This is a genomic window from Georgenia phoenicis (genome assembly GCF_047302425.1).
Lineage (GTDB): Bacteria > Actinomycetota > Actinomycetes > Actinomycetales > Actinomycetaceae > Oceanitalea.
Genome location: NZ_CP154855.1, coordinates 1,286,153 through 1,307,895 on the forward strand (window position 1 = coordinate 1,286,153; position 21,743 = coordinate 1,307,895).

General features: G+C 71.7%; 16 protein-coding genes. 11 read left to right on the forward strand and 5 right to left on the reverse strand.

Translation table 11 applies throughout. The features are described from left to right. The first annotated feature begins 116 nt into the window (after positions 1–116). The 9 genes from AA0005_RS06155 to AA0005_RS06195 all read left to right on the forward strand — a co-directional run bounded on the left by AA0005_RS06155 (position 117) and on the right by AA0005_RS06195 (position 11,434). Positions 117–1,175, forward strand: coding sequence for a LacI family DNA-binding transcriptional regulator (locus AA0005_RS06155; protein ID WP_413452531.1), 1,059 nt, complete (start codon positions 117–119; stop codon positions 1,173–1,175). 134 nt (positions 1,176–1,309) lie between these two features. After that, positions 1,310–2,398, forward strand: a complete 1,089-nt coding sequence (locus AA0005_RS06160) for a substrate-binding domain-containing protein (RefSeq protein ID WP_413452532.1) — start codon at positions 1,310–1,312, stop codon at positions 2,396–2,398. An 8-nt stretch (positions 2,399–2,406) separates the two neighbouring features. Then, entirely contained in the window at positions 2,407–3,894 is a 1,488-nt protein-coding gene (locus AA0005_RS06165; protein WP_413452533.1) for a sugar ABC transporter ATP-binding protein, read from the forward strand. A gap of 57 nt (positions 3,895–3,951) precedes the next feature. Next, complete coding sequence (locus AA0005_RS06170) at positions 3,952–4,965, forward strand: ABC transporter permease (protein ID WP_413452534.1); 1,014 nt, start codon at positions 3,952–3,954, stop codon at positions 4,963–4,965. Between the two features lie 37 nt (positions 4,966–5,002). After that, complete coding sequence (locus AA0005_RS06175; RefSeq protein WP_413452535.1) at positions 5,003–5,788, forward strand: enoyl-CoA hydratase/isomerase family protein; 786 nt, start codon at positions 5,003–5,005, stop codon at positions 5,786–5,788. Beyond that, entirely contained in the window at positions 5,785–7,323 is a 1,539-nt protein-coding gene (locus tag AA0005_RS06180; protein WP_413452536.1) for an aldehyde dehydrogenase family protein, read from the forward strand. Before AA0005_RS06175 ends, AA0005_RS06180 begins: the two co-directional genes overlap by 4 nt. Then, positions 7,320–8,075, forward strand: coding sequence for an SDR family oxidoreductase (locus AA0005_RS06185; RefSeq protein ID WP_413452537.1), 756 nt, complete (start codon positions 7,320–7,322; stop codon positions 8,073–8,075). The genes AA0005_RS06180 and AA0005_RS06185 overlap by 4 nt, the downstream gene beginning before the upstream one ends. A 40-nt stretch (positions 8,076–8,115) precedes the next feature. Beyond that, positions 8,116–9,786, forward strand: a complete 1,671-nt coding sequence (locus AA0005_RS06190; RefSeq protein WP_413452538.1) for an acyl CoA:acetate/3-ketoacid CoA transferase — start codon at positions 8,116–8,118, stop codon at positions 9,784–9,786. A gap of 7 nt (positions 9,787–9,793) precedes the next feature. Then, positions 9,794–11,434 (forward strand): GMC family oxidoreductase, encoded by a 1,641-nt coding sequence (locus AA0005_RS06195; protein ID WP_413452539.1) that lies wholly within the window; start codon positions 9,794–9,796, stop codon positions 11,432–11,434. Positions 11,435–11,467: 33 nt separating this feature from the next. Here AA0005_RS06195 and AA0005_RS06200 read toward each other — a convergent pair whose 3' ends face one another. Next, the gene (locus AA0005_RS06200; RefSeq protein ID WP_413452540.1) at positions 11,468–12,328 is read right to left on the reverse strand and encodes an HAD family hydrolase; all 861 of its coding nucleotides are present in this window, start codon (positions 12,326–12,328) and stop codon (positions 11,468–11,470) included. A gap of 119 nt (positions 12,329–12,447) precedes the next feature. Between AA0005_RS06200 and AA0005_RS06205 the strand changes: the two genes are divergently transcribed. Then, on the forward strand, positions 12,448–12,675 hold the full coding sequence (locus AA0005_RS06205; protein WP_413452541.1) for a FitA-like ribbon-helix-helix domain-containing protein: 228 nt from the start codon (positions 12,448–12,450) through the stop codon (positions 12,673–12,675). Beyond that, positions 12,672–13,100, forward strand: coding sequence for a type II toxin-antitoxin system VapC family toxin (locus tag AA0005_RS06210; protein WP_413452542.1), 429 nt, complete (start codon positions 12,672–12,674; stop codon positions 13,098–13,100). Before AA0005_RS06205 ends, AA0005_RS06210 begins: the two co-directional genes overlap by 4 nt. A 24-nt stretch (positions 13,101–13,124) precedes the next feature. Here AA0005_RS06210 and AA0005_RS06215 read toward each other — a convergent pair whose 3' ends face one another. The 4 genes from AA0005_RS06215 to AA0005_RS06230 form a co-directional block, all read right to left on the reverse strand. Continuing rightward, positions 13,125–14,282, reverse strand: a complete 1,158-nt coding sequence (locus AA0005_RS06215; protein WP_413452543.1) for a MalY/PatB family protein — start codon at positions 14,280–14,282, stop codon at positions 13,125–13,127. Positions 14,283–14,356: 74 nt separating this feature from the next. Then, the gene (locus AA0005_RS06220; RefSeq protein ID WP_413452544.1) at positions 14,357–14,875 is read right to left on the reverse strand and encodes a hypothetical protein; all 519 of its coding nucleotides are present in this window, start codon (positions 14,873–14,875) and stop codon (positions 14,357–14,359) included. A 114-nt stretch (positions 14,876–14,989) separates the two neighbouring features. Beyond that, entirely contained in the window at positions 14,990–20,719 is a 5,730-nt protein-coding gene (locus AA0005_RS06225; RefSeq protein ID WP_413452545.1) for an RHS repeat-associated core domain-containing protein, read from the reverse strand. Continuing rightward, positions 20,716–21,741 (reverse strand): hypothetical protein, encoded by a 1,026-nt coding sequence (locus tag AA0005_RS06230; protein WP_413452546.1) that lies wholly within the window; start codon positions 21,739–21,741, stop codon positions 20,716–20,718. The genes AA0005_RS06225 and AA0005_RS06230 overlap by 4 nt, the downstream gene beginning before the upstream one ends. Between the last annotated feature and the right edge of the window lie 2 nt (positions 21,742–21,743).

Here is a 21,743-nt window from a genome sequence, read left to right on the forward strand (position 1 = left end):
TTCTCCACCCCCCACTACGGCCAAGAGGGAGGTACTGCGGCGATGAAGCCGCCTGCTGGGGGCGCCCGTGCAAAGACATGCTTGACAGGTGTGCGAGGTCACATTACGTTCAACCCATGCGAAACCGGTTTCCCTCGGAGACGAGGCGGCCCACGATCGAGGATGTGGCGCGGCTCGCTGGAGTCTCGAAGGGAACCGTCTCGAAGTTCATCAACGGAGGTGACTACTACGTCGCCAAGGAGACTCAGGCGCGCATCGCTGCCGCGGTGGCCGAGCTCGAGTTCCAACCGAACGCGATCGCGCGCGACCTGGTGCGTCGGCGGACCAACACCGTCGGCGTCATCGTCGCCAACATCGCCAACCCGCTGTATCCCGAGATTATCGCCGCTGTCAGCGAGGAGCTCGACGCCAGTGATTTCACCGTTCTCTTCGGGAGCAGCGACGGAAGTGCGGCCAAGGAGGCGGACCTGGTCCGGTCGATGCGTCAGCGGCAGGTCGACGGCATCATCATCGCCTCGGTGCGCATGGATTCCACGGAGGTCGCGAGGCTGGTGGGAGCCGACGTCGATGTCGTTCTGGTCAGCAGGAATCTGCGGGAAGAGGGGCTGGTCAGCAGCGTTATCGTCGACAACCAGGGCGGGGCAGGTAGGGCCGTGCGGCACCTGGTCGAGCACGGCCACGCGAGGATCGCTCACATCGCCGGCCCACAGGACGTCGTCCCCTTTGCTGACCGTCGAGAGGCGTACCAGCGCGAGTGCCTCGACGCGGGAGTCGACGTCGATCCGTCTCTCCTCATCGTGGCTCGGCAGAGCAGCCATGAGGCAGGCGCCGAGGCAGTCAATGCACTTCTCGACCTGCCGTCCCCGCCGACCGCCGTCTTCGTCGGCAGTGACACTATGGCGATGGGAGTCCTGGAGGCGTGCGACCGACGGCGCGTGTCCGTCCCCAGGGATCTCGCCGTCGTGAGCTTCGACAATGTCTGGGTAGGTCGCATGCCGGGCGTCCAGCTGACGTCCGTCGACTCCAGATCGAGAGAGATCGGCAGGCTGGCCGCCAAGCGCCTGGTCGCCCGGATCGAGGCGCGGTGGCGCGGCGACGATGTGCCCCCTGCTGCGACGCTGACGCTACCGACCGATCTCGTCGTCCGGCGTACGTGTGGTTGCGTCCCCGGCTGACCGGCCGGAACCCCGAGCATCTCGTGTCGCTCGAGCGTTCCTGAAGCAGGAGTAGTAGGAAAACGGTTTTTCAACAGCACCAGCTCAGCTCTACAGACGTCACAGAGGACGTCTTCATCCAAAGGAGGACCACCATGATGCGTACCAAGCGCGGCCTGTCTGTCGCGGCCACAGTCCCACTGCTCTTCGCGCTCGCTGCATGTAGCAGCGCCGCCGAGGTGACTGGCGCCAGCGGAGCGGATGGCAGCGGAGAGCAGACCAGCTTCACCTACACGAGTGACCAGGACGGTATCGCCGAGCTCCCCGGCGAGGAGCTGGCCGAGTCTCTGGGAGAGGTCGAGGCCAGCGAGGAGTACCGGGTCGCGGTGATCCTCAAGGCGCTGACGAACCAGTACTGGCAGGGCATCGCCCTGGGCGCGGAGGCGGCTGGCGAGCACTACGGGGTCGACGTCACCGTACAGGCGGCAAGCAGCGAGACGGCACAGACCGAGCAGCTGACGATCGCCCAGACCCTCACCGGACAGAACTTCGACGCCTATGTCGTCGCCCCCGAGAGCACGTCCAACCTCACCCCGGCGCTGCGCGCGATGGAGGCCCAGGGGGCGCCCATCGTCAACGTCGACGACGCTCGCGTCGCCGCCACCACCTACGTCGGCCCCGACCACGAGAGCAACGGCATCCAGGCTGCCGAGGAGTTCGCCCGGCAGTTCCCCGAGGGCGGCAAGGTCGCGCAGATCGAGGGCCAGGCCGGCTCCAGCGCCGCGATCCTGCGGATCGCCGGCTTCGAACGGGGCGTCGACGAGGCAGGCAACCTGGATCTCGTCGCGAGTGTCCCCGGCGACTGGGACGCAGACAAGGCGTTCGCCGCCGCTCAGCAGATCATCCGCCAGCACCCCGATCTCAAGGGCATCTACGCGAACAACGACACGATGGCCGTCGGCGTCGCCCAGGCGGTCAAGGCCGCAGGGAAGGACATCGCGGTGATCGGCACCGACGGCGTGCCCGAGGCCATCGCCGGCGTCCGGGACGGCTCGATGACAGCCACCGTCAGTCCCCTTCCGTACTGGGAGGGCTACTGGGCCGTCGAGTCCGCCATCCGGCTGCTGGAGGGCCAGGAGGTGGCGCCCTGGGTCGTTGCGCCGGCCCAGCTCGTCCGCGCCGACAACGTCGACGAGTTCTACGACACCGACGGCCTGGTGCTCACCGACATCTTCGAGCGTTAGGAAAAGCCATGAGTGACCACGTCGCGGCGCTCCAGGTGCGTGGCCTGACGAAGAGCTTCCCGGGCGTCAAGGCGCTGGAGGACGTCAGCTTCGAGGCCTACCCCGGTGAGGTCCACACGCTCCTGGGGGAGAACGGCGCCGGAAAGTCCACGCTGCTCAAGACGGTCTTCGGCATCCAGCGGCCAGACTCCGGGGAGATCCGGGTCGATGGCGCCGCCGTGTCCTTCGCTCGGCCCGCGGACGCCATGCGAGCGGGCATCGCGATGGTGCACCAGGAGCTGAGCCTGGTGCCGCAGCTGACCGCTGTCCAGAACCTCGTCCTCGGGCGGGAGAGGACCCGGGCGGGAGTCATCGACTGGCGCGCAGCACGACGCGAGGCCCGTGCCGCCCTCGCCCAGCTCCACTTCGACGCCCCGGCGGAAGTCCCGGTCTCGCGGCTCAGCGTCGCCCAGCAACAGCTGGTCGAGCTCGCGCGTGCACTCAGCACCGATGCTCGAACCATCATCCTCGACGAGCCGACGGCGTCGCTGACCACCGCAGAGAGCGCCCGCCTGTTCGCCGTCATCGAGAACCTGCGGGCCGCGGGCAAGGCGATCATCTACGTCTCCCACCGCCTCAGGGAGGTGCTGGCCCTCTCCGACCGAGTCACCGCACTCCGGGACGGCAGGCTCGTCGGCACCAAGGTGCGGTCGGAGATCACCTCCGAGGACGACCTCGTCCAGATGATGGTAGGCCGCGACCTCAGCGCCCTGGGCGTGCCCTCGACCGGGACCGAGCCTGGCGAGGAGCTGCTCCGGGTGGAGAACCTCACCGTCCCCGGGGTGGTCGACGACGTCTCACTCACCGTGCGTCGCGGTGAGGTCGTTGGCCTCGCCGGGATGGTCGGCGCCGGCCGGACCGAGCTGGCTCGCGCTGTCGTCGGCGCCGACCAGCGAAGCGCGGGCACCATCTACGTGCACGGCAAGCGCACCCGCATCCGGCGGCCCAGCGACGGCATCCGTGCCGGCATCGCCCTGCTCACTGAGGACCGCAAGCACCACGGGCTCGCGCTGGACATGACGACGGCGTCCAACGTCACCCTCATGGACCCTCCCGGCCGCGCCGGCGTGATCAACCGCAGCAGGCAGCGCGAGGTGGCGTCCGAGGCGCTCCTCCCGCTCAACACGAAGATGCAGGTCGACAAGCCGGTGCGCACGCTCTCGGGCGGCAACCAGCAGAAGGTCGTGCTCGCCCGTTGGCTTCGGTCCGACGCGGACATCTTCATCTTCGACGAGCCCACGCGCGGGATCGACGTCGGTGCCAAGGGCGAGATCCACGGCATCATGCGGGCGCTCGCCGACGCCGGGAAGGCGGTCCTCATGATCTCCTCCGACCTCCTGGAGGTGCTGGCGATGAGCGACCGCGTCGTCGTGATGAGGCGCGGTCGGGTGGTTGCCGAAATGGACCGCGACACCGCGACGGAGGAGGCGGTGGTGCGACATGCCGCCGGCGACTGACCCCCGTCCTCGCCCCCGACCACTCGCCCGTCGCACAACCCACGCAGGAGAATGACCATGTCCCACACCGCAACGCTCGACCCGCAATCCGCCCCGCCGGCGGCTCACGACGCTCCAGCGGCCTCGTTCAGCGCCCGATCGCTGGCCGGCAAGGCGGCCCGCCAGGGCGGCCTCATCGCCGTCATCATCGCGCTCGTGGTGGCCTTCGGCATCGCCCGGCCGTTCTTCCTCGAGACCGGCAACCTGATGAACGTCCTCCTCCAGGCGGCCGTCGTGGGGATCCTCGCCCTCGGGCAGACCTACGTCCTGCTCACGGGCGGCATCGACCTTTCCATCGGGTCGATCGTGGCGGTGAGCGCCGTCTGCAGCGGCCTCTTCGCCCAGCAGATGCCTGTGCCCCTGGCCATCCTCTGTGCGCTGCTCGTCGGCGCGGGGTGCGGGCTGGTCAACGGCCTGCTCATCACCGTCACGAAGATCACCCCGTTCATCATCACTCTCGGCACGATGAGCATCTACGGCGGCCTCGCCCTCATCATCTCCGGCGGTCAGGCCGTGTACGGCATCCCGGTCGCGTTCGAGAACGCGCTGGCCGGAGGCGTCGCAGGCATCCCGATTCCCGTTGTCCTGCTCGTCGTCCTCACCGTCACCTCGATCCTCGTCCTGCGCTACACCCTGTTCGGTGAGTACCTCGTCGCGATCGGCGGGAACTCGGAGGTGGCTCGGCTCGCCGGCATCAAGGTGGGCAAGCACACGGCTTTCGCCTACGTCGCGGCCGGTGCCGCAGCCGGTCTGGCGGGGTGCATCCTCACGGCGCGCCTCGGAGCCGCGGACCCCACGCTCGGGGCCGACCTCCTCCTCACCGCCATCGCGGCCACCGTCATGGGTGGCACGAAGCTCGCCGGAGGCGAGGGCAGCATGGCCGGCGCCGCCTTCGGCGCGATCATCATCGCCACGCTGACCGCCGGGCTCACCTCGCTCAACGTCCAGGCCTTCTACCAGCAGGTCGCCGTGGGCGCGGCCATCATCCTCGCCCTTCTCGTCGACCAGCTGGCTAAGAGGCGCAGGGCCTGACCTCACCAGCTCCGCACACTCGAAGGAAGACCTACTCATGCCAGTCCACCTGTCCGTCGACCACGACGGCGTCGCCCACCTCACCCTGGCGAGGTCAGAGAAGCGCAACGCCCTTGACCGCGCCATGCTCGAGGACCTCCGGCGGTGCGTCGCGTCGATCGCGGAGCGCGACGACGTCATCGCGCTGGTCGTCCGCGGCGAGGGAGGGGTGTTCTGCGCCGGCGCCGACATCGGCGACTGGGTCGCACCCACCCACGACGCGGCGGCCGAGCTGTCCCGCCTCGGCCAGGACGCCTTCTCCGCGCTCGCGGCCCTCCCTGTGGTGAGCGTCGCCGTCATCGAGGGCGTCGCCGTGGGAGGCGGCCTGGAGCTCGCGCTCGCCTGTGACTTGCGGATCGCGGCCTGCGACGCACGGCTGGGACTGCCCGAGCTCGCGCTGGGCAACTTGCCGGCCTGGGGCGGCACCGCCCGGCTCGCCGACGTCGCCGGCCTCGGCGTCACCCGACAGCTCCTGCTCACCGGCGAGCTCATCTCCGGCGAGCGAGCCGCCGAGCTGCACGTCGTCACCTCCGCGCATCCCTCCGAGACCCTGCCCGAGGCCGTCGCGGCCTGCATCGATCGGCTGCGCAGCAGCGAGCCCTACGCAACGTCGCTGGCCAAGCAGGTGCTGGACGAGCTCACCAGCGTGCTGGGCGTGGAGGCGGCCCTGGCCGGCTACACCGCCTGCCTCGACACCTCCCGCCAGCGCAAGCAGGCGTTCCTCGATCAAAGGGCAGCCGCCAAGGCGGCCCAGGCCACTCGCATGACAGGAGTCAGCTCATGACCACGCAAGCCCTGACCTACGACACCGCCATCCTGGGCGACTCCCTCCTCGGACACCGTGACGGCGTCCCCGTCATCGGCTCGCTCGTCGCGGGCAAGGGCGTGGGCTCGGACGAGGACGACGCTGTCCGCATCAGCCCCGCGCTGGGCGCACCGCTGTTCCACGGCGGGTTCGCGCCGGAGGCGCCGGTGGACGCAGCGGTCGCCGCAGCACGCGAGAGTTTCCACCACGGAGCGTGGGGTCGCAGCTCCGGCCGCGACCGGGCTCGGGTGCTGACCAGGACCGCGCAGCTCATCGAGGAGCGATCAGAGGAGCTGGCCGAGCTGCTGCTCCTCGAGACCGGCAAGCCCATCCGCGAGGCGCGAGGCGAGGTGGCCTCGGCCGTCAATGCCTTCGAGTACTTCGCCGGGCTGGCCCGCGACATCAACGGGCGCACGCTGCGCGACGTCAGCAGCGACGTGTTCGCCTTCACGTTGCGCGAGCCGGCCGGTGTCGCGGGGCTGATCGTGCCCTTCAACTTCCCACTCGGCATCCTCGGGCAGAAGCTGCCGCCGGCGCTCGCCGCCGGGTGCACCGTCGTCATGAAGCCGAGCCCGCTCACGCCCCTGAGCTCCCTCGCCGTCGCGCAACTGATGTACGAGGCAGGCCTCGAGCCAGGCGCCCTGTCCGTGCTCGTCGCCGAGGGCCCTACGGGCGCCGCTCTCGTCACCCACCCGCACACCGACGTCATCAGCTTCACCGGCTCGACCGCCACCGCCCGGCGCATTGCGGCGAGCGCTGGGACGAACCGCCTCAAGCGGGTCGCGCTGGAGGCGGGCGGCAAGACGCCGGTCATCGTCACGCGCCACGCCGACCTCGACACCACGGTCGACGGGCTGCTCTTCTCCTCCTTCTTCAATCAGGGACAGGTGTGCGTCGCGGGCTCGCGGATCCTCGCCGACGCCGCCATTGCCGAGGAGCTCACCGAGCGCATCGCCAGCCGTGCCGCCGAGATCCACCTCGGTGACCCCCACAACGAGGCGACCGAGATGGGCCCGCTCATCTCTCAGCAGCACTTCGACGCCGTCCTGGCCAGTGTGGAGCGAGCGTCCGCCGAGGGCGCCGAAGTGGTCAGTGGGGGAGGCGTGGCTACCGTCGACGGGACCACCGCCTCGCCCTACCTGGCGCCGACCGTGCTCTTCACCGACTCCGACGCCAACCACGCGGTGCGCGAGGAGTTCTTCGGCCCGGTCACCACGGTGCAGCCCTACCGCGACCTCGCCGAGGCCGCGGAGCGGGCCAACGACCAGCAGTACGGCCTAGCCGCGTCGGTGTGGACGCGTGACGTCGAGGAGGCCGTCGAGCTCACTCTCGGGCTCGACGCGGGCACCGTCTGGGTGAACGGCTCGACCGACTCCTTCCCCGAGATGCCACTGGGCGGGCGGCGCGACAGCGGCCACGGAGCCGAGTTCGGCCGTGAGGGAATGGAGTTCTTCACCGACCTCAAGACCGTTCAGATCCGCAGGGGCGTGCGTGAGGCCTGGTACGGCCGATGAGCTCCTTCGATCTCACGGGGCGCACGGCGCTCGTCACCGGGGCCCTGGGCGGGCTGGGCCGCGAGATGGTCCGTGCCCTCTCCCGCGCAGGGGCCCGGGTCGCCGTGCACCACCTCGGGGAGCCGGATGCCGCAGCGGCGCTCGTCGCCGAGCTCGTCGACGGCGGAGGCGAGGCCGTCGCCGTCGAGGGCGACGTGTCGGACTGGGACGAGGCCGCGTCGTTCGTCGCGGCAGCCGAAGCCGCTCTCGGGCCACTCGACGTCCTCGTCAACAACGCCGGGATTATGTCCGCCGCTCGCGTTGTCGACATGACGCTCGAGGACTGGCGGCGCACGATGAGCGTCGACCTCGACGGCGTCTTCATCACCTCCCGGCACGTCCTGCTTGGCATGCTCGAGCGCGGCGGGGGAACGATCGTCAACCTCTCCTCGCAGCTGGCGTTCAAGGGCGCCGAGGAGTTCGTCAGCTACTCCGCGGCCAAGGCCGGCGTCATCGGCCTCACCCGCGCCTTGGCCCGCGAGGTCGGGCCGGTCGTGCGCGTCAACGCCGTCGCGCCCGGACCGATCACCACGCCCATGACCGACGCGGCCTTCGACGAGGAGCTCACCGCCGCCCGCACCGCAGGCCTCGTGGCCGGACGGATGGGCCTGGCACACGAGATCGCACCGGCCGTCGTCTACCTGGCCAGCGACGCGGCCTCCTTCATGCACGGTCAGACCATCCACCTCAACGGCGGCGGAGTGATGGCGTGAGGCGCCTCCGTCGACCGTCCGTCTGCTCAAAGGAGATAGCATGACCAAGTCCACGACCGCTCGTGCCCGCCGTCGGGTGCGGGGCGGCCCCCGGTTCGCGTCCGCACGTGAGGCGGTTGCGATGGTCCGGCCCGGCGACACCCTCGCGATCGGGGGCTCCGGCGGTGGCCTGCTCGAACCCGACCTGCTGCTCCGCACCCTCGGCGAGGTGTACCGCGAGGGCAACGGGCCTGGAGGCCTCACGCTCGTCCACACCACAGGTATCGGCGACCGTGAGGGCGGCGGCATGGACCATCTGGCCCAGCGCGGACTCGCGCGCCGGATCATCGCCGGGAACTGGGGCATGGCCCCGCGGATGAGCCAGATGGTCCTCGACAACGAGTTCGAGGCCTACAACTTCCCGCAGGGCGTCATGAGCCAGCTGCTCCGGGAGATCGCCGGCGGCCGGCCCGGGCTCGTCACCCACGTGGGCCTCGGGACCTTCTGCGACCCGCGGAAGGAGGGCGGCCGGCTGAATGCGGTGACGACCGAGGACCTCGTCCAGGTCATCGAGCTCAACGGCCGCGAGTGGCTGTTCTACCCCTCGATCAACCTCGACGTCTGCTTCATCCGAGGCACGACCGTCGACGAGGACGGCAACATCTCGCTTGAGGAGGAAGGTGCCAACCTCGAGACTCTGTCGGTGGCCCAGGCGACGCGCAACAGCGGCGGCCTGGTCATTGCGCAGGTCAAGCAGGTGGCCCAGGCCGGGTCACTCGACCCGCGCTCGGTCGTCGTCCCCGGGATCTGCGTCGACGTCGTCGTCGTCAACCCCGAACAGCGGCAGCTGGTCACCCATGACTACAACCCGGCATTCTCCGGACAGCTGCGCCAGTCGCTCAGCCGCCTTGAGAAGTTCCCGCTCGACCAGCGCAAGGTCGTCGCGCGACGCGCCGTCTCGGAGATCCACGACGGCGACGTCGTCAACCTCGGGGTCGGTATCGCCGACGGCGTCGCCTCCGTCGCGGCGGAGGAAGGTTGGTCGGACCGCTTCACCCTGACGATCGAGCAGGGGCTCGTGGGCGGGGTGCCGGCGCGCGGGGTGATCTTCGGCGTCGCCACCAACCCCGTCGCCATCCTGGACCAGCCCTACCAGTTCGACTTCTACGACGGCGGTGGGCTGGACATCGCCTTCCTTGGATTCGCGCAGGTCGACCTCGCGGGCAACGTCAACGTCTCGAAGTTCGGCAGCCGCGTCGTTGGCACCGGTGGGTTCGTCAACATCTCCCAGAACGCGGCCACGGTGGTGTTCTGCGGGACGTTCAGCGCCGGGGGGCTGCGCGCGCTCCCGGTGGACGGGCGTCTGCACCTGGACGCCGAGGGGCGGCACACGAAATTCGTCGAGAACGTCGAGCAGGTGACGTTCTCGGCGGAGCAGGCCCGGCTGCGCGGCCAGCGCATCCTCTACGTCACCGAGCGTGCTGTCTTCACCCTCGGTGAGAACGGGCTCGTCCTCACGGAGGTTGCCCCCGGCATCGATGTCCAGACCCAGGTGCTGGACCAGCTGCCCGGCCACGTCGAGGTCTCCGCCGACCTGGTCGAGGTCGAGCCCGCGATCTTCCGTGACCTCCCGCTCGGACCCGCCTGGCGCGAGGACTTCAGAGCCCGTGTCGAGTCCCGCCCCTCCGTCGGGCAACGTCTGCCCCTCCTCGCCCCCTCCGCACGAAAGTAGGTCGTCCATGAACCGCTACACGTACGTCATCGTCGGCGCCGGCGCCGCCGGGTGCGTCCTCGCCAACCGGCTCAGTGCCGACACGAGCAACCGCGTCCTGCTCCTCGAGGCGGGGGCGACCGATTGGCACCCGCTGGTCAAGATCCCCGCCGCGTTCTCGATGCTCATGGGCGGGTCGGCGAACTGGATCTTCGACACCGCCCCGCAGCAGCACCTGGAGAACCGCTCGATGTTCCTTCCGCAGGGCAAGGGGCTGGGCGGCAGCACGTCGGTGAACGCGATGCTCTACATCCGCGGGAACCGGCTCGACTACGACGAGTGGGCCGAGCTCGGCTGCGACGGCTGGTCGTACGAGGACGTCCTGCCCTACTTCACGGTGCACGAGCGCAACGAGCGCCTGGCCGACGAGTACCACGGCATCGACGGCGAGCTCAATGTCGCCGACCAGGTGCAGACCAACCCCATGTCCAAGGCCTTCGTCCGGGCGGCGCAGGAGGTGGGCATCCGACGGACCGACGATCCCAACGGGGCCTCCCAGGAGGGGGTGTTCTTCCATCAGGTCACGCAGCGCAACGCGCGCCGGGAGAGTGCCTCGACGGCATTCCTCCGTCCGGTGCTCAAGCGGCCCAACCTCACCGTCGTCACCGGGGCGCAGGTCTCCAAGATCCTCATCGAGGACGGCCGCGCGACGGGAGTGCGCTACACCCGCAAGGGCGTAGAGACGGTGGCCCACGCGACCAGCGAGGTCATTGTCAGTGCGGGGGCGATCAACTCGCCGAAGCTGCTGCTGCTCTCCGGCATCGGGCCGGCCGACGAGCTGAAGGCGGCCGGCGTGGACGTCGTCCACGACCTGCCCGGCGTCGGGAAGAACCTGCGCGACCAGCTCGAGGTCTACATCACCCGGGAGGCCGCCCACCCGGTGACATACAGCGGCGAGAACCGGTGGCACCGCGCGGCGCTGCACGCGATCGAGTACGGGCTCTACCGCACGGGGCCGGCCACCGCGACGATCACGGAGGCGGGGGCGTTCATCAACAGCAGCGACAAGGTGCGGTCGCCCGACATCCAGCTGCACTTCCTGCCCGCGTACGTCGTGTGGAAGGACGGCGCACGCTCGGCGGAGAAGATCCCCGGCCACGGAGTCACGCTGCTCGCCTGCAACGTCCGTCCGACGTCGAGTGGGTCGGTGACCATCACGTCACCCGACCCGTCCGCGCCGCCCGTCGTGGACCCGAACTACCTCGCCACGCCGGAGGACATGGAGGTGGCCGTCGAGGGGTTCAAGGCCATGCGCCGGGTGTTCGACGCCCCGGCATTCAGGGGTCTGCTCAAGGAGGAGAAGCTTCCCGGGAAGTCGGTCCAGACCGACGAGGAGATCCGGTCCTTCATCAAGAAGTGGGGCAAGACCGACTACCACCCGGTGGGTAGCTGCAAGATGGGTGTCGACGACCTCGCTGTCGTCGACCCGGAGCTGAGGGTCCGGGGTCTTGAGGGACTGCGGGTGATCGACTCGTCCATCATGCCGACGATCATCAGCGGCAACACCCAGGCTCCGGCGATGATGATCGGGGAGAAGGGCGCCGCACTGGTTCTCGGGAGCGACCGATCGCGCTCGCAGGAGGTCGTGACGGCGAGCCGTGGCCGCTGAGCCTGGCCACGACGTCCCTGCCCGGACTCGCCGCTATCTGAGGGTGGGGCGCCGCGCCAGGAAGCTCTCGAGCACCTGGGCGACGCCGTCCTCCTCGACCGGAGGGGCGACGTAGGCGGCGGCGGCCCGGGCCTCGTCGTGACCGTTGTGCATGGCGAAGCCGTGGCCGGCCCAGCGCAGCATCTCGACGTCGTTGGGCATGTCCCCGAAGGCAACGACGTCGGCTTGCTCGACGCCCCGGGCGCGGGCGTGCTCGGCGAGCGTCGAGGCCTTGGTGACGCCCTGCGGGCCGAGCTCCAGGAGCGGCTGGGCGATGCTCGAGCGTGTCACGCTCACGACGTGCGCGGCCTCGGCGCGCCCGATCTCGAGCATCCGGTCCGGGTCGGACGCGGGGCTGCGCACCATGATCTTGATGACGTCCTCGACGGCGAGGAGCTCACCCATGGAGGACGCCTCGGTGATCGGCGGCCCGGCGGGGGTGAGGCCCTCGCGCGGGGCGCTCGTGCGCGCCTCTGCGAACCCGGGGCCGAGCCGCAGCTCGCCTGGCGTCTCCACGGCGAAGACGGCGTCCGGGAAGGCGGCGGTGAAGCGCTCGACGGCCTCGGTGAGGTGCTCGAGCGGGATCGCGCGCAGCCCGATCGGCTCCAGGGTCTGCGCCTCCACGACGATGGCACCGTTGGCGGCGATGACCGGCCCGGCGAGCCCGGTGGCCTCGACCACCGGAGGCAGCCACCGCGGCGGCCGCCCCGTCACGAGCACGACCTCGATCCCGCGGTCGACGTACTGCTGCAGTGCGGCGCGGGTGCGGGCGCTGACGGTTCCACCGTGCGGCAGGATCGTGCCGTCGATGTCGGTGGCGACCAGGCGGGGGACGAACTCAGGCCAGGGCTTCACAAAACTCCTCAGCTCGACGAGGCGGTGCCCTGTCCACGCTACGTGGCAGGGGCGGGACCGAAGGGCTCGGCGTCGGGTAACCTCGGTGATATCTACGAAAGGATATCGGAGGTCGGGGTATGGAGCAGATCCTCATCCGGAACCTTCCCGAGGGCACGAAGGCGGCGCTCAGGGCGCGGGCCTCGCGTCACGCCCGGTCGGTGGAGGCAGAGGTCCGCGCGATCATCGCCGAGGCCGTTGACCGCGGGCACGTGACGATGGTCGACCTGCTGAGCAGCGACGAGGGAGCCGACATTGACTTCGAGCCCGAGCGGCTCGGCCTCCGCGCTCGGACCCCTGAGCTGTGAGGTACGTGCTGGACACGAACGTCGTGTCCGCCCTGCGCGTGCGAGGCCGCAGCCCGCAGGTCGAGGAGTGGGTCGCACCGGTCCCCGTCAGGGACCAGTACGTGACCGCGACGATCATCGCCGAGATCGAGCGCGGGGTGGCGTCCAAGGAGCGGTCCGACCCGGATCAGGGGCGCGTGCTGCGCCGCTGGTTCGAGCAGCGTGTCCTGCCCGCGTTCGCGGACCGCGTCCTGCCCTTCGACCTCGCGGCCGCGCGGGTTCTCGCGACCTACCGGGTCCCCGAGCACGCGCCGCTCGACGACGCCCTGGTCGCCGCTGTTGCGCAGGCAACCGACATGACCGTCGTGACCCGGAACGTCAAGCACTTCGAGCCGCTCGGCGTCCGGTGCCTCAACCCGTGGGACAGGAGCACCTGGCCCGGGTGAGGTGCACCGGCGGTGCTCGCCGGCTCAGCGGCGGGCGACGGCGTCGCGCATCCGCTCCAGGGCCTGCTGCAGGATGGGGCGGGGCATGGCGAAGATGAGCCGGGCGAAGCCCTCACCCGCCGTGCCACACATCCCGCCGTCGGTGAGCGCGACGCCGGCCTCGCGCCGGAAGTACTGGGCCGGGCCGCCGGGCAGGTCGAGCTCGCGGCAGTCGAGCCAGGCGATGTAGGTGCCCTCGACCGGGCTGACCCGTAGGCCGGGGATCGAGCCTGCCATCTCGACGACGAGGTCGCGGTTGCCGCGCAGGTAGGTGACGACGTCGTCGAGCCAGTCTTGGCTCTCCTCGTAGGCGGCGACGACGGCGCGACCGCCCAGGAGGCCGACCGTGTCACCGGCGTCGGTGGCGTACGGCGCGAAGGTGGCGGCGTCGTCGTCGTTGGAGAGAATCATCTGACCGCACTTGAGCCCGGGGATGTTCCAGCCCTTGGAGGCGGCGATGGCGGTGATCGTGTGGCCGGCGGTGCGCGCGTCGAGGGCGGCGTAGGGAAGGTGGGGGCGGCCGTCGAGGACGAGCGGGGCGTGGATCTCGTCGGAGAAGACGCGGCCACCGTGACGGTCGACGACGTCGGCGACGGCGGTGAGCTCCTCGCGGGTGAGGACCCGACCGACGGGGTTCCACGGGTTGCACAGGACCAGCAGGCCGGCGCCGGCGGCGAAGGCGGCGTCGATGCCCTCGAGGTCGAGGTGGTAGCGGCCGTCGTCGTCGAGGAGGGAGGGGACCTCGATGACCTCACGGTCCAGGGCGGGGACGACGGTGAGGAAGGGCATGTAGGCCGGCGTCGGCACTATGACCGGCGAGCCGGGCGGGGTGAAGCGCTGGACGGTGACGCGCATGACCGACAGGACGTCGGGCAGGAGGTGGACCCGGTCCTCGGGGACCTGCCAGTCGAAGCTGCGGGCCAGCCACGCGGAGGTGGCGCGGCGGGCGGCGGTGCGGTCGGCGAGGGGGAGGTAGCCCATGGCCTGGGAGTCCGCGGCGTGGCGGACGACGTCGGCCACCGCGGGCGGGACGCCGAAGTCCATCTCGGCGACGAAGGCGCCGATCGCGTCCGGGAACGTCGTCCACTTGGTGCTGCCCGCGGCGCGGAGCTGGTCGACGGTGATCTCGTCGAAGCGGTGCACTGGTCCTCCTCTTCCGCCGCCCTGCGCGGCGGTGACGCCCACGACGCTATCCCGTGGACGTCACCGCCCGGCACTCAGGAGGAGTAGGTCTGGGACCAGATCTCGGAGCCGTCCGCGTTCGTGTAGATGTAGGTGACCTGCTGGGTCGGCCCGACGCCGGTGGCCTCCATGGCCGGGAAGACCGCCGTCTCGCACAGCTCCTGGAGGTCCTTGGCCTGAGCGGCGAGCTCCTCAGAGGCCAGGGCGGCGTCCACCTGCTGGGCGTAGGTGTAGGAGAAGACGACCGTGTCCGGGTACTGCGGGGTGACCGTGATCTCGGAGTAGATCTCGGCGAAGGAGTCGCCCGCGGCGTCGAGCTGCGCCTGCTCGAGGGCGATGTACTCGTCGAGCGCCGCCTCCTGGTCCGCGGCCTTGCTCTGCGCCGGGGCGGTCTCCTCGGCGGCCGGCGTGGTCTCCTCGGCGATGGCCTCCTGGGTGGCCGGCTCCGAGGTGGTCTCGGGCTCCGACTCCTCCGAGCTGCACGCGGCGAGGGAGAGGGCGAGCGCGAGCGCGGTCAGGGACGTGGCCCCTGCCCGGATGGTCTTGGTGAACACGTACTCTTCTACTTTCGTCGATGGATACGGCCTGGTCAGGCCCGTCGCAGCGTAGTGCGCACAGGATCCAGCGGCGACGCGTGTCGACGTGACGGACGCGGGAGTGCGGCGGCGTCACTTGCGTCCGGCACCCACGGAGGGGAAGAAGTACGGGACCCGGTCGGGAGCGAGGACGTCGCGGAAGAAGTACGGCAGCCCCCCGCGCATCGCCGGTGTCACCTGGATGTGGCCGTCGAAGGACTGGGTCGCCGCCGTCCGGAGGTCGATCGGCACGGCGCGGGGGTACTGCTGCCAGCGGGCCATGACGTCCGCCGGTATCTCGCTCGCCAGGTAGTACGGGCGTCCCTGGTGGCCGGGCAGGAAGGTGTCACGGGCAGCGACCTTCCCGGTCGTGTCGGAGGCGCGCTCACCGAGCTTGATCTCGATGTCGAAGCGCGGGAAGCCGAGGTCGATGTCACCGGCGCGGGAGCCGTCGGGCCGGTAGAAGTTGACGTCGCGCCGGACCCCGTCCCACCCGAGCTCGCTCGGGTCGAAGCCGAGCGGACGCTCGGTCACGCTGCGCGTGCGCGGGTCGTAGGTGCGTACCGCGATGGAGGGGTCGTCGAGGATGCTGCGGGCGAGCCGGACGTCGCCGATCTGCCGCTGGAGCCCGGCCCGCGTGTCCGGGTTCCGGGTCACCAGGCGCTGGATCTGCAGGCCGAGCTCGGTCTGGTTGAGGTCGGTGCGGGCAATGACCACCTTGGCGTTCGTCACCCGCACCGAGGCCGGCGCCCCGAAGCTGGGGGAGCGGACAGCGCCGAAGACCCCCAGCGCCGAGGTGCCGATGTCGAAGATGCCCGTGGCGTAGTTGCCGCGGCTGATCTCGTCCGCGCCGCTCGCCACCCCCATGGCGGCCAGCGGGATCGCGATCTCGGGGGCGAAGACCGCGACGGGGGCGAGCACGCCACCCAGCAGGGTGTTGAGTCCGAGCTCGCTCCAGCTGAATGACTCCTGCGCGCCCTCGCTGATCGCGATCGCCTGCCGGGTCGCGTTGAGACCACCGCCCACAAGCGCGCCGACGGCGACGATGCCGAGGACCGCGAGGAAGGCCAGGCGCCCCTCCGGGTCCACGTAGTCGGCCGGGTCCTGCCGGGCGTAGGCGTAGGGGTTGGGGCTGTCGGCCTGTCCCAGCGGGTCCGGGGAGAGGAAGAGCCCGTGGCGCGGGTCGTAGAGCCGTGCCCGCGACAGGTAGAGCCCCGCCTCAGAGACCCAGCGCAGCCCCGCGAACACGGGCTCGAGCCCTATCGCAGAGCTGGCTCGTGGCGTCCCGTCCGGCGCGAATGTGGCCGGGGCGCCGAAGGGCTCGTAGGTGTACGCCTCCAGCACCTCGCCCGCGACGTCGCAGTAAGCCCGGCAGCTCGCGGAGAGGTCGGACACCGGCAGGAGGGTGCGCCCCGGCAGGTGCACCGCCAGGGGCGCACCCCCGCGGGGGTCGGTGGAGTACTGGCGGCTGGCGGACCCGCCGCGGGTCTCGAGGAGCAGCTCCTCCCCGAAGTAGTGGAACAGCGTGGTCGTGCCGCCCGCCGTCATGCCCGCGGGGCGGCCGAGGGCGTCGTAGGTGAAGGTCACCACGGCCGCGCCGCCGGCCGTCACCTCGGTGACCCGTCCGAACACGTCCACCGTGTACCCGTGGGCGGCGTCGCTCGCGCGCGCCCCGTCGGGGTGGTGGGTGATCGTCTCCCCACCGGCCGTCGCCACCCGGTGGCCGGGCTGGTGGGTGTAGCCGACCGGCGGCGCGCCGCTGCGGGTGTGCTCCAGCCGGTCGTCGCCCACCGACCACGAGAACCCGTGGACGTCCGCGGCGCCTGCTGCCGCGCCCGTTGCGGTACCGATGTCGCTGTCGTGGTCGGCCTGCGTGGCGGGCGGGGCGCCGGTCAGCGGCGGAGCGAACCCGTCGGCCGCCCGCGTGACCCTGTCGACGTCGTCGGACTCCCACAGCCGGGCGGACGGACGCACCCGGGTCTGCTCGTAGCGGCGCCGGCCGCGCTGATCGAAGCGGTAGTCGAAGACCTCGACCTGCCCGTCCGCCGTGCGGTAGTCCAGGCGCGTGGGACGGCCGCCGTCGTCGTGGTCGGTGGTCGCCGTCAGTGTGCCCGCCAGGGTCCGCTCGGCGGCCCGTGCCGGGCCCCAGCCGAGCACGGTGGCGACGTCGGCGCCGTCGTCCCCGAGCGTGCCTGCGGCGGTGCGCTCCACCTGGAGCGGGAAGCCGCCCGGACCGGTGGTGAGCCGCTCCTCCCGGCCGTCGGGCCACCTGCGGACCACGGCACCGGTGAGGTCGTCGTACTCCGCCTGGAGCCGTACCCCGTCCCGTGTCTCGCCGACCAGCCGGCCCAGGCTGTCGAACTCCCGCGCCGTGACGGACCCGCCGGCGGACGCCGAGACGAGCCGGTCGAGGCCGTCGTAGCGGAGCTCCGCGGTGTCGACGGGGGCCATCCCCGCGACCGGCACGCCCTCCACCGTGTGCAGCCGTCCGGCGGCGTCGTAGCCCGTGCGGACGCTGGCACCGCTGAGGAGCTGCTCGACCGAGACCCGACCGTCCGCGCCGACGGTGCGGGTGCTGGTGAAGCCGGGGCGGCTCACCGACACCCGTCGACCGACCCCGTCGTAGCCGATGGTGGTGGCCTGCCCGGTCGGGTCGACGTAGGCGGTCATCCGGCCGAGCTCGTCGTACTGCCAGGTGTGGCGGACGTCGATGCCGCCGGCGTCGCGGAGCACCTCGAGCAGCTCCCCGCACGGGCCGGTGCGCCGCCGCTCGACGACACCACCGGGTGCCGTGACAGCCACGACGACGTCACGGTCGTCGTACTCGAGGGTCGTCACCTGGCCGAGGGGGTCGGTGTCCTCCACCCGCCGCCCCCGGACGTCGTAGCGGTGCGCCCACGCGCCCACGACCGTGCCGCCGGGCGTCACGTCGTGGCGCTCGGTGCGCACCACCCGGTCCAGGCCCTCGTACTCGTGGACCACGCGGTTGCCGGCCGGGTCGACGACCTCGACCAGGCGGCCCAGCGCGTCGTGGACGTAGCCGGTGCTCAGCCCCCGCGGGTCGGTGACCGCCACCCGATTGTTGTCGCCGTCGTGGGCGTAGGTGGCGGTGACGTCGACGGCGGTGGCCGGGTCGTCGCGGAACGAGGACCGCGTCTCGCGCAGGACGCGCCCCCGCTCGTCGTACTCGTACCGGGTCCGCCGCAGCAGCCGCGGGACGCCGTCGCCCGGGTCGCCCTCGACGCTCTCCTCGGTGAGCAGGTCGTCGCTGCCCCACGTGTAGGTGAGCACGCTGCCGTTGGCGGAGGTGACGTGGCGCACCCGGCCGAAGCCGTCGTACTCATAGCGCCCGAGGAGGTCGGCGAGAGGGCCCGTGCGGTGGTGGGTGCGGCGGCCGGCGACGTCGTAGACGGAGGTCTCCCGCAGGCGCGTGCCGTCCGCGCCCTGCGCCTCGCGGGAGAGGAGCATGCCGCGCTCGTCGAACACCTGGACCACGCGGTTCCCGCCGGCGTCCGTGGCGGCGACGGCCTGGCCGCGGTGGTCGAGGCACAGCTGCGCGTGGCGCGGTGCCACGGTGTTGGCGGCCAGCGTGGTGGAGACGAGCCGTCCGAGGACGTCGTAGGCGGCGACGTCGCGGACCGGCGTGCCGGACAGCGCCGGGTCGTCGTAGTCGCCGCGGGGGCGTCGTAGCTCGGTGACGTTCCCCTCGCCGTCCCGGACGAGCTCGACGACGGCGGCCTGGCCGCCGAGCGGTGCCGTCACCGCCCGCACGAGCCGGCGGCGCTCGTCGTAGCCGAGCTCGCGGACCGCACCGGTCGGGTCCTCCAGCGCGACGACGTCGCCCACGGCGTCACGGGTGAGGCGCTCGACGAGGTCCAGGCCCGCGGCGTCGTGGCGCACCTCGCTGAGCAGCCCGCGCCCGTCACCCGTTGCCGCGTAGCCGAGCTCTGTGCGCATGCCCTCCGCGGTCACCAGGGCGACGAGACGTCCGCGGGCGTCCCACTCGAGCCGGAGGGCGCTGGTCTGCGTGCTGCCGTCCGGCAGGGTCGCGTCGGGCAGCTCGATGCGGGTGAGCCGGCCGGACGCGGCCGGGTCGGCGCCGTCGAGGTCGTAGCGGTAGGTCGTCGTGTGCCCGCCCTCGTCGGTGACGGTCCGGGGCAGCTGGAACACCGGCTCGTAGGTGCCGCGCCACATGACGCGGCTGGGCGCCGGGAAGCCAGGGCGGGCGCGGACCTCGCGGCGCACGAGGAGCCCGCGCGCGCGGGGGTCGGCGTCGTCGTGGAGGTAGGTGCGGTGCTCCTCCTGGCCGTCCGGCAGCCGCACGAGGGTGCGGTTGCCCTGCGCGTCGTACCCGAACTGGTGGACGACCACTCGGAAGGACCGGTCGCGCACGAGCCGGAAGCGGTGGTCGAGGAGGTCTCCCCGGCTGTTGAAGGTGGAGGTCGAGACCGAGTACTCGGGGTCCATCACCTCGACCTGGACGGAGGGCACGTCGACGAACTCCTCGCGCGCCGGCGTGTACTGCAGCTGGGTGTAGCGGAGCTGGAAGAGGTAGTCCCCGTAGCGCTGCGCGGCGACCCGGCCCCATGACCACGATGCCGGGTCCTTCTCGTACTTGTTGGTCACGAGGACGGCGCCGGCGCCGTCGAGCACCTCGACGATGTTGTGGCGCAGCGGCACGGGCTCCCACGGGTCCGCGTGGCGGTAGGCGCGGCGCACCGCGAGATCGCCGTCGCGGACCGACACGAGCTGCTCGACGTCGGGGTCGTGCTCGTAGACGACGGCGCGCGCGGCGTGGTCCTCCACCCGCTCGAGCAGGCCGCACTCGCCGTAGTGGAAGCGCAGGTAGCGGTCGTCCTGGTCGCGGACCTCCGCCAGCCTGCCGGCGCCGTCGTAGGTGTAGGTGTTCTCGTTGCCGTGCCGGTCCCGGTGCGCCACCAGTGGGATCCGGTCGGCCACCGGCCAGCCGGACGGCCGGGCGTAGTCACGGTGCTCCCCTCCGGTGCCGGTGAGGCGGTAGGCGGTGGCCGGTCCGGGCAGCCGTTCGAGGACGGCGAAGACCCCGGCGGGGGGACGGAACGCGGGCCCGTCCGGGATGAAGCGCTCCTCGTGCAGCCGCCCCGTCCAGCGGGCCACGGAGCCGTCCGCGAGCTCTCGGAGGTAGTGGTTGTGGGTATGGTCCCAGCCCCACCCGAAGGGGCCGTAGTAGGCGCGGCCGCTGCGGTACACGCGGGTCATCTCGAGCGGCAGGGCGGCCGTGTCGACCGCGAGGTCCGTCTCCTCGATGGTGAAGGCGCCGGTGAACAGGTCGACGGGGTCCCCGCCGAGCGTGCGCTGGGCGGGCGCCGCACCGCCGTGGTGCGGGTCGGGCTCGTCCGGTGGGTGGTCGCGGGGCTCCTCCTCGGGAGGGACCGGCGGCTGCTGGGCGGGTGGCGTGGTGGCGTCCGGGGCACCGGTACCGCCGTCCACCCGCACGCCAGGCGGCACCTGCGGAGCGCCCTGCGCCTGCGCGGAGTCGCCGTCGGCCGGCGGCGGCGCCGGCGGCGGGACGCTGGACGTCCCCGGTGCTCCGCTGGTCGCCACTGTGCCGTCCGCACCGACGCAGCCCTCCTGGCGCCCCGCGGCGAGCAGGGCGTCGAGGGCGCCGTCGTTGAGCTCGGTGAGCGGGACGTCCGGGTCTCGCCGCTGGAGGAAGTCGAGCATCTCGCAGGCTGAGGTCGTCTCGTACGTCTGCCCGGGCTGCAGCGTGACGACCTGGCCGTCGGCCAGCGTCACGTCGATCGGCTCGCTGCCCTGCGCGACCGCGGTCCAGGTCTCACTCATCGTGCTGAGCCACCTCCCGCGGCGCCGCGGAGGACGGCGTCGAGGAACGGGCCGTCGAGACGTGCGCACAGGGCTTGGACACCGTGGCGGACGGCGGCCTCGAGCTCGCCCCGGAGACGCGTCCGCTCCGGCCTGCAGGCGACGACGGCGGCTCGGCCGCGCCACCACACCCAGTCACCGTGGTGGATGTCGAAGCCGGGGAGCAGCCACGACTCCTCGCTCCGCAGGGCGGTGGTCCGCAGCAGGTTACCGACGGCGTGGCCGACCGCCTCGTGCTCGGCCACAGTGAGCGACCGTCCTCGGACGGCACCGATGCGTGCCGGGTCGGCGTCGTCAGGCAGGAAGCGGTCGACGGCGACGAGCCGGGTGCCGCCGGCGGTGGGCAGCGCATTGAGCTCCCGCGCGCCGTCGAGCCAGCGCTGGACCACCGCCCTCACCGTCCCGCGGGCCCGGCCTCGGGGACCCGCCGTTCCCGGCGCCTCTGCGGTCAGCGGTGGGCCGAGCGGCACGGTGGACAGCACCGTCGCGGGCGCGACGGCGGGCAGCGCGGCGCTCAGCCGCGTGTACACGGTTGCCGTGCGGGTGAGGGCACAGTCTGCGACCGCGTCGCGAGGCACGTTGACGGCCACCCGGTCAGTGGCGCCGTCGTCATCGAGCGTCGCCTGCCAGACGCTCGAGGTGTGCCCCTCCTTGACGTGCCAGAGCTCGGTCAGTACCGCGCCGCCCGGGCGGGCGTACCGCGCGGCGGCCTCGCGGGCCGCAGCGAGGCTCTCGTCGAAGGTGAGCACGCCGCACTCGCCGGCCGCCGCGGCGAGCTCCGGGTCGTGCGGGTGCGGGGCGTCGAGGGTGGCGGCGCCCGCCAGCCACCGCGCCGGCGTGCACCCGGGGTGGTCCCGCAGCGCGGAGCTGACTATGCCGTGGAAGGGCCGGTAGCCCCACCGCTGCTCGGTGGCGTCCGTGCTGGGGTGCATCGGCAGTCGGTCCGGGCCGTAGAGCAGGAGTGGCCCGTGGTGCCCGGACACGG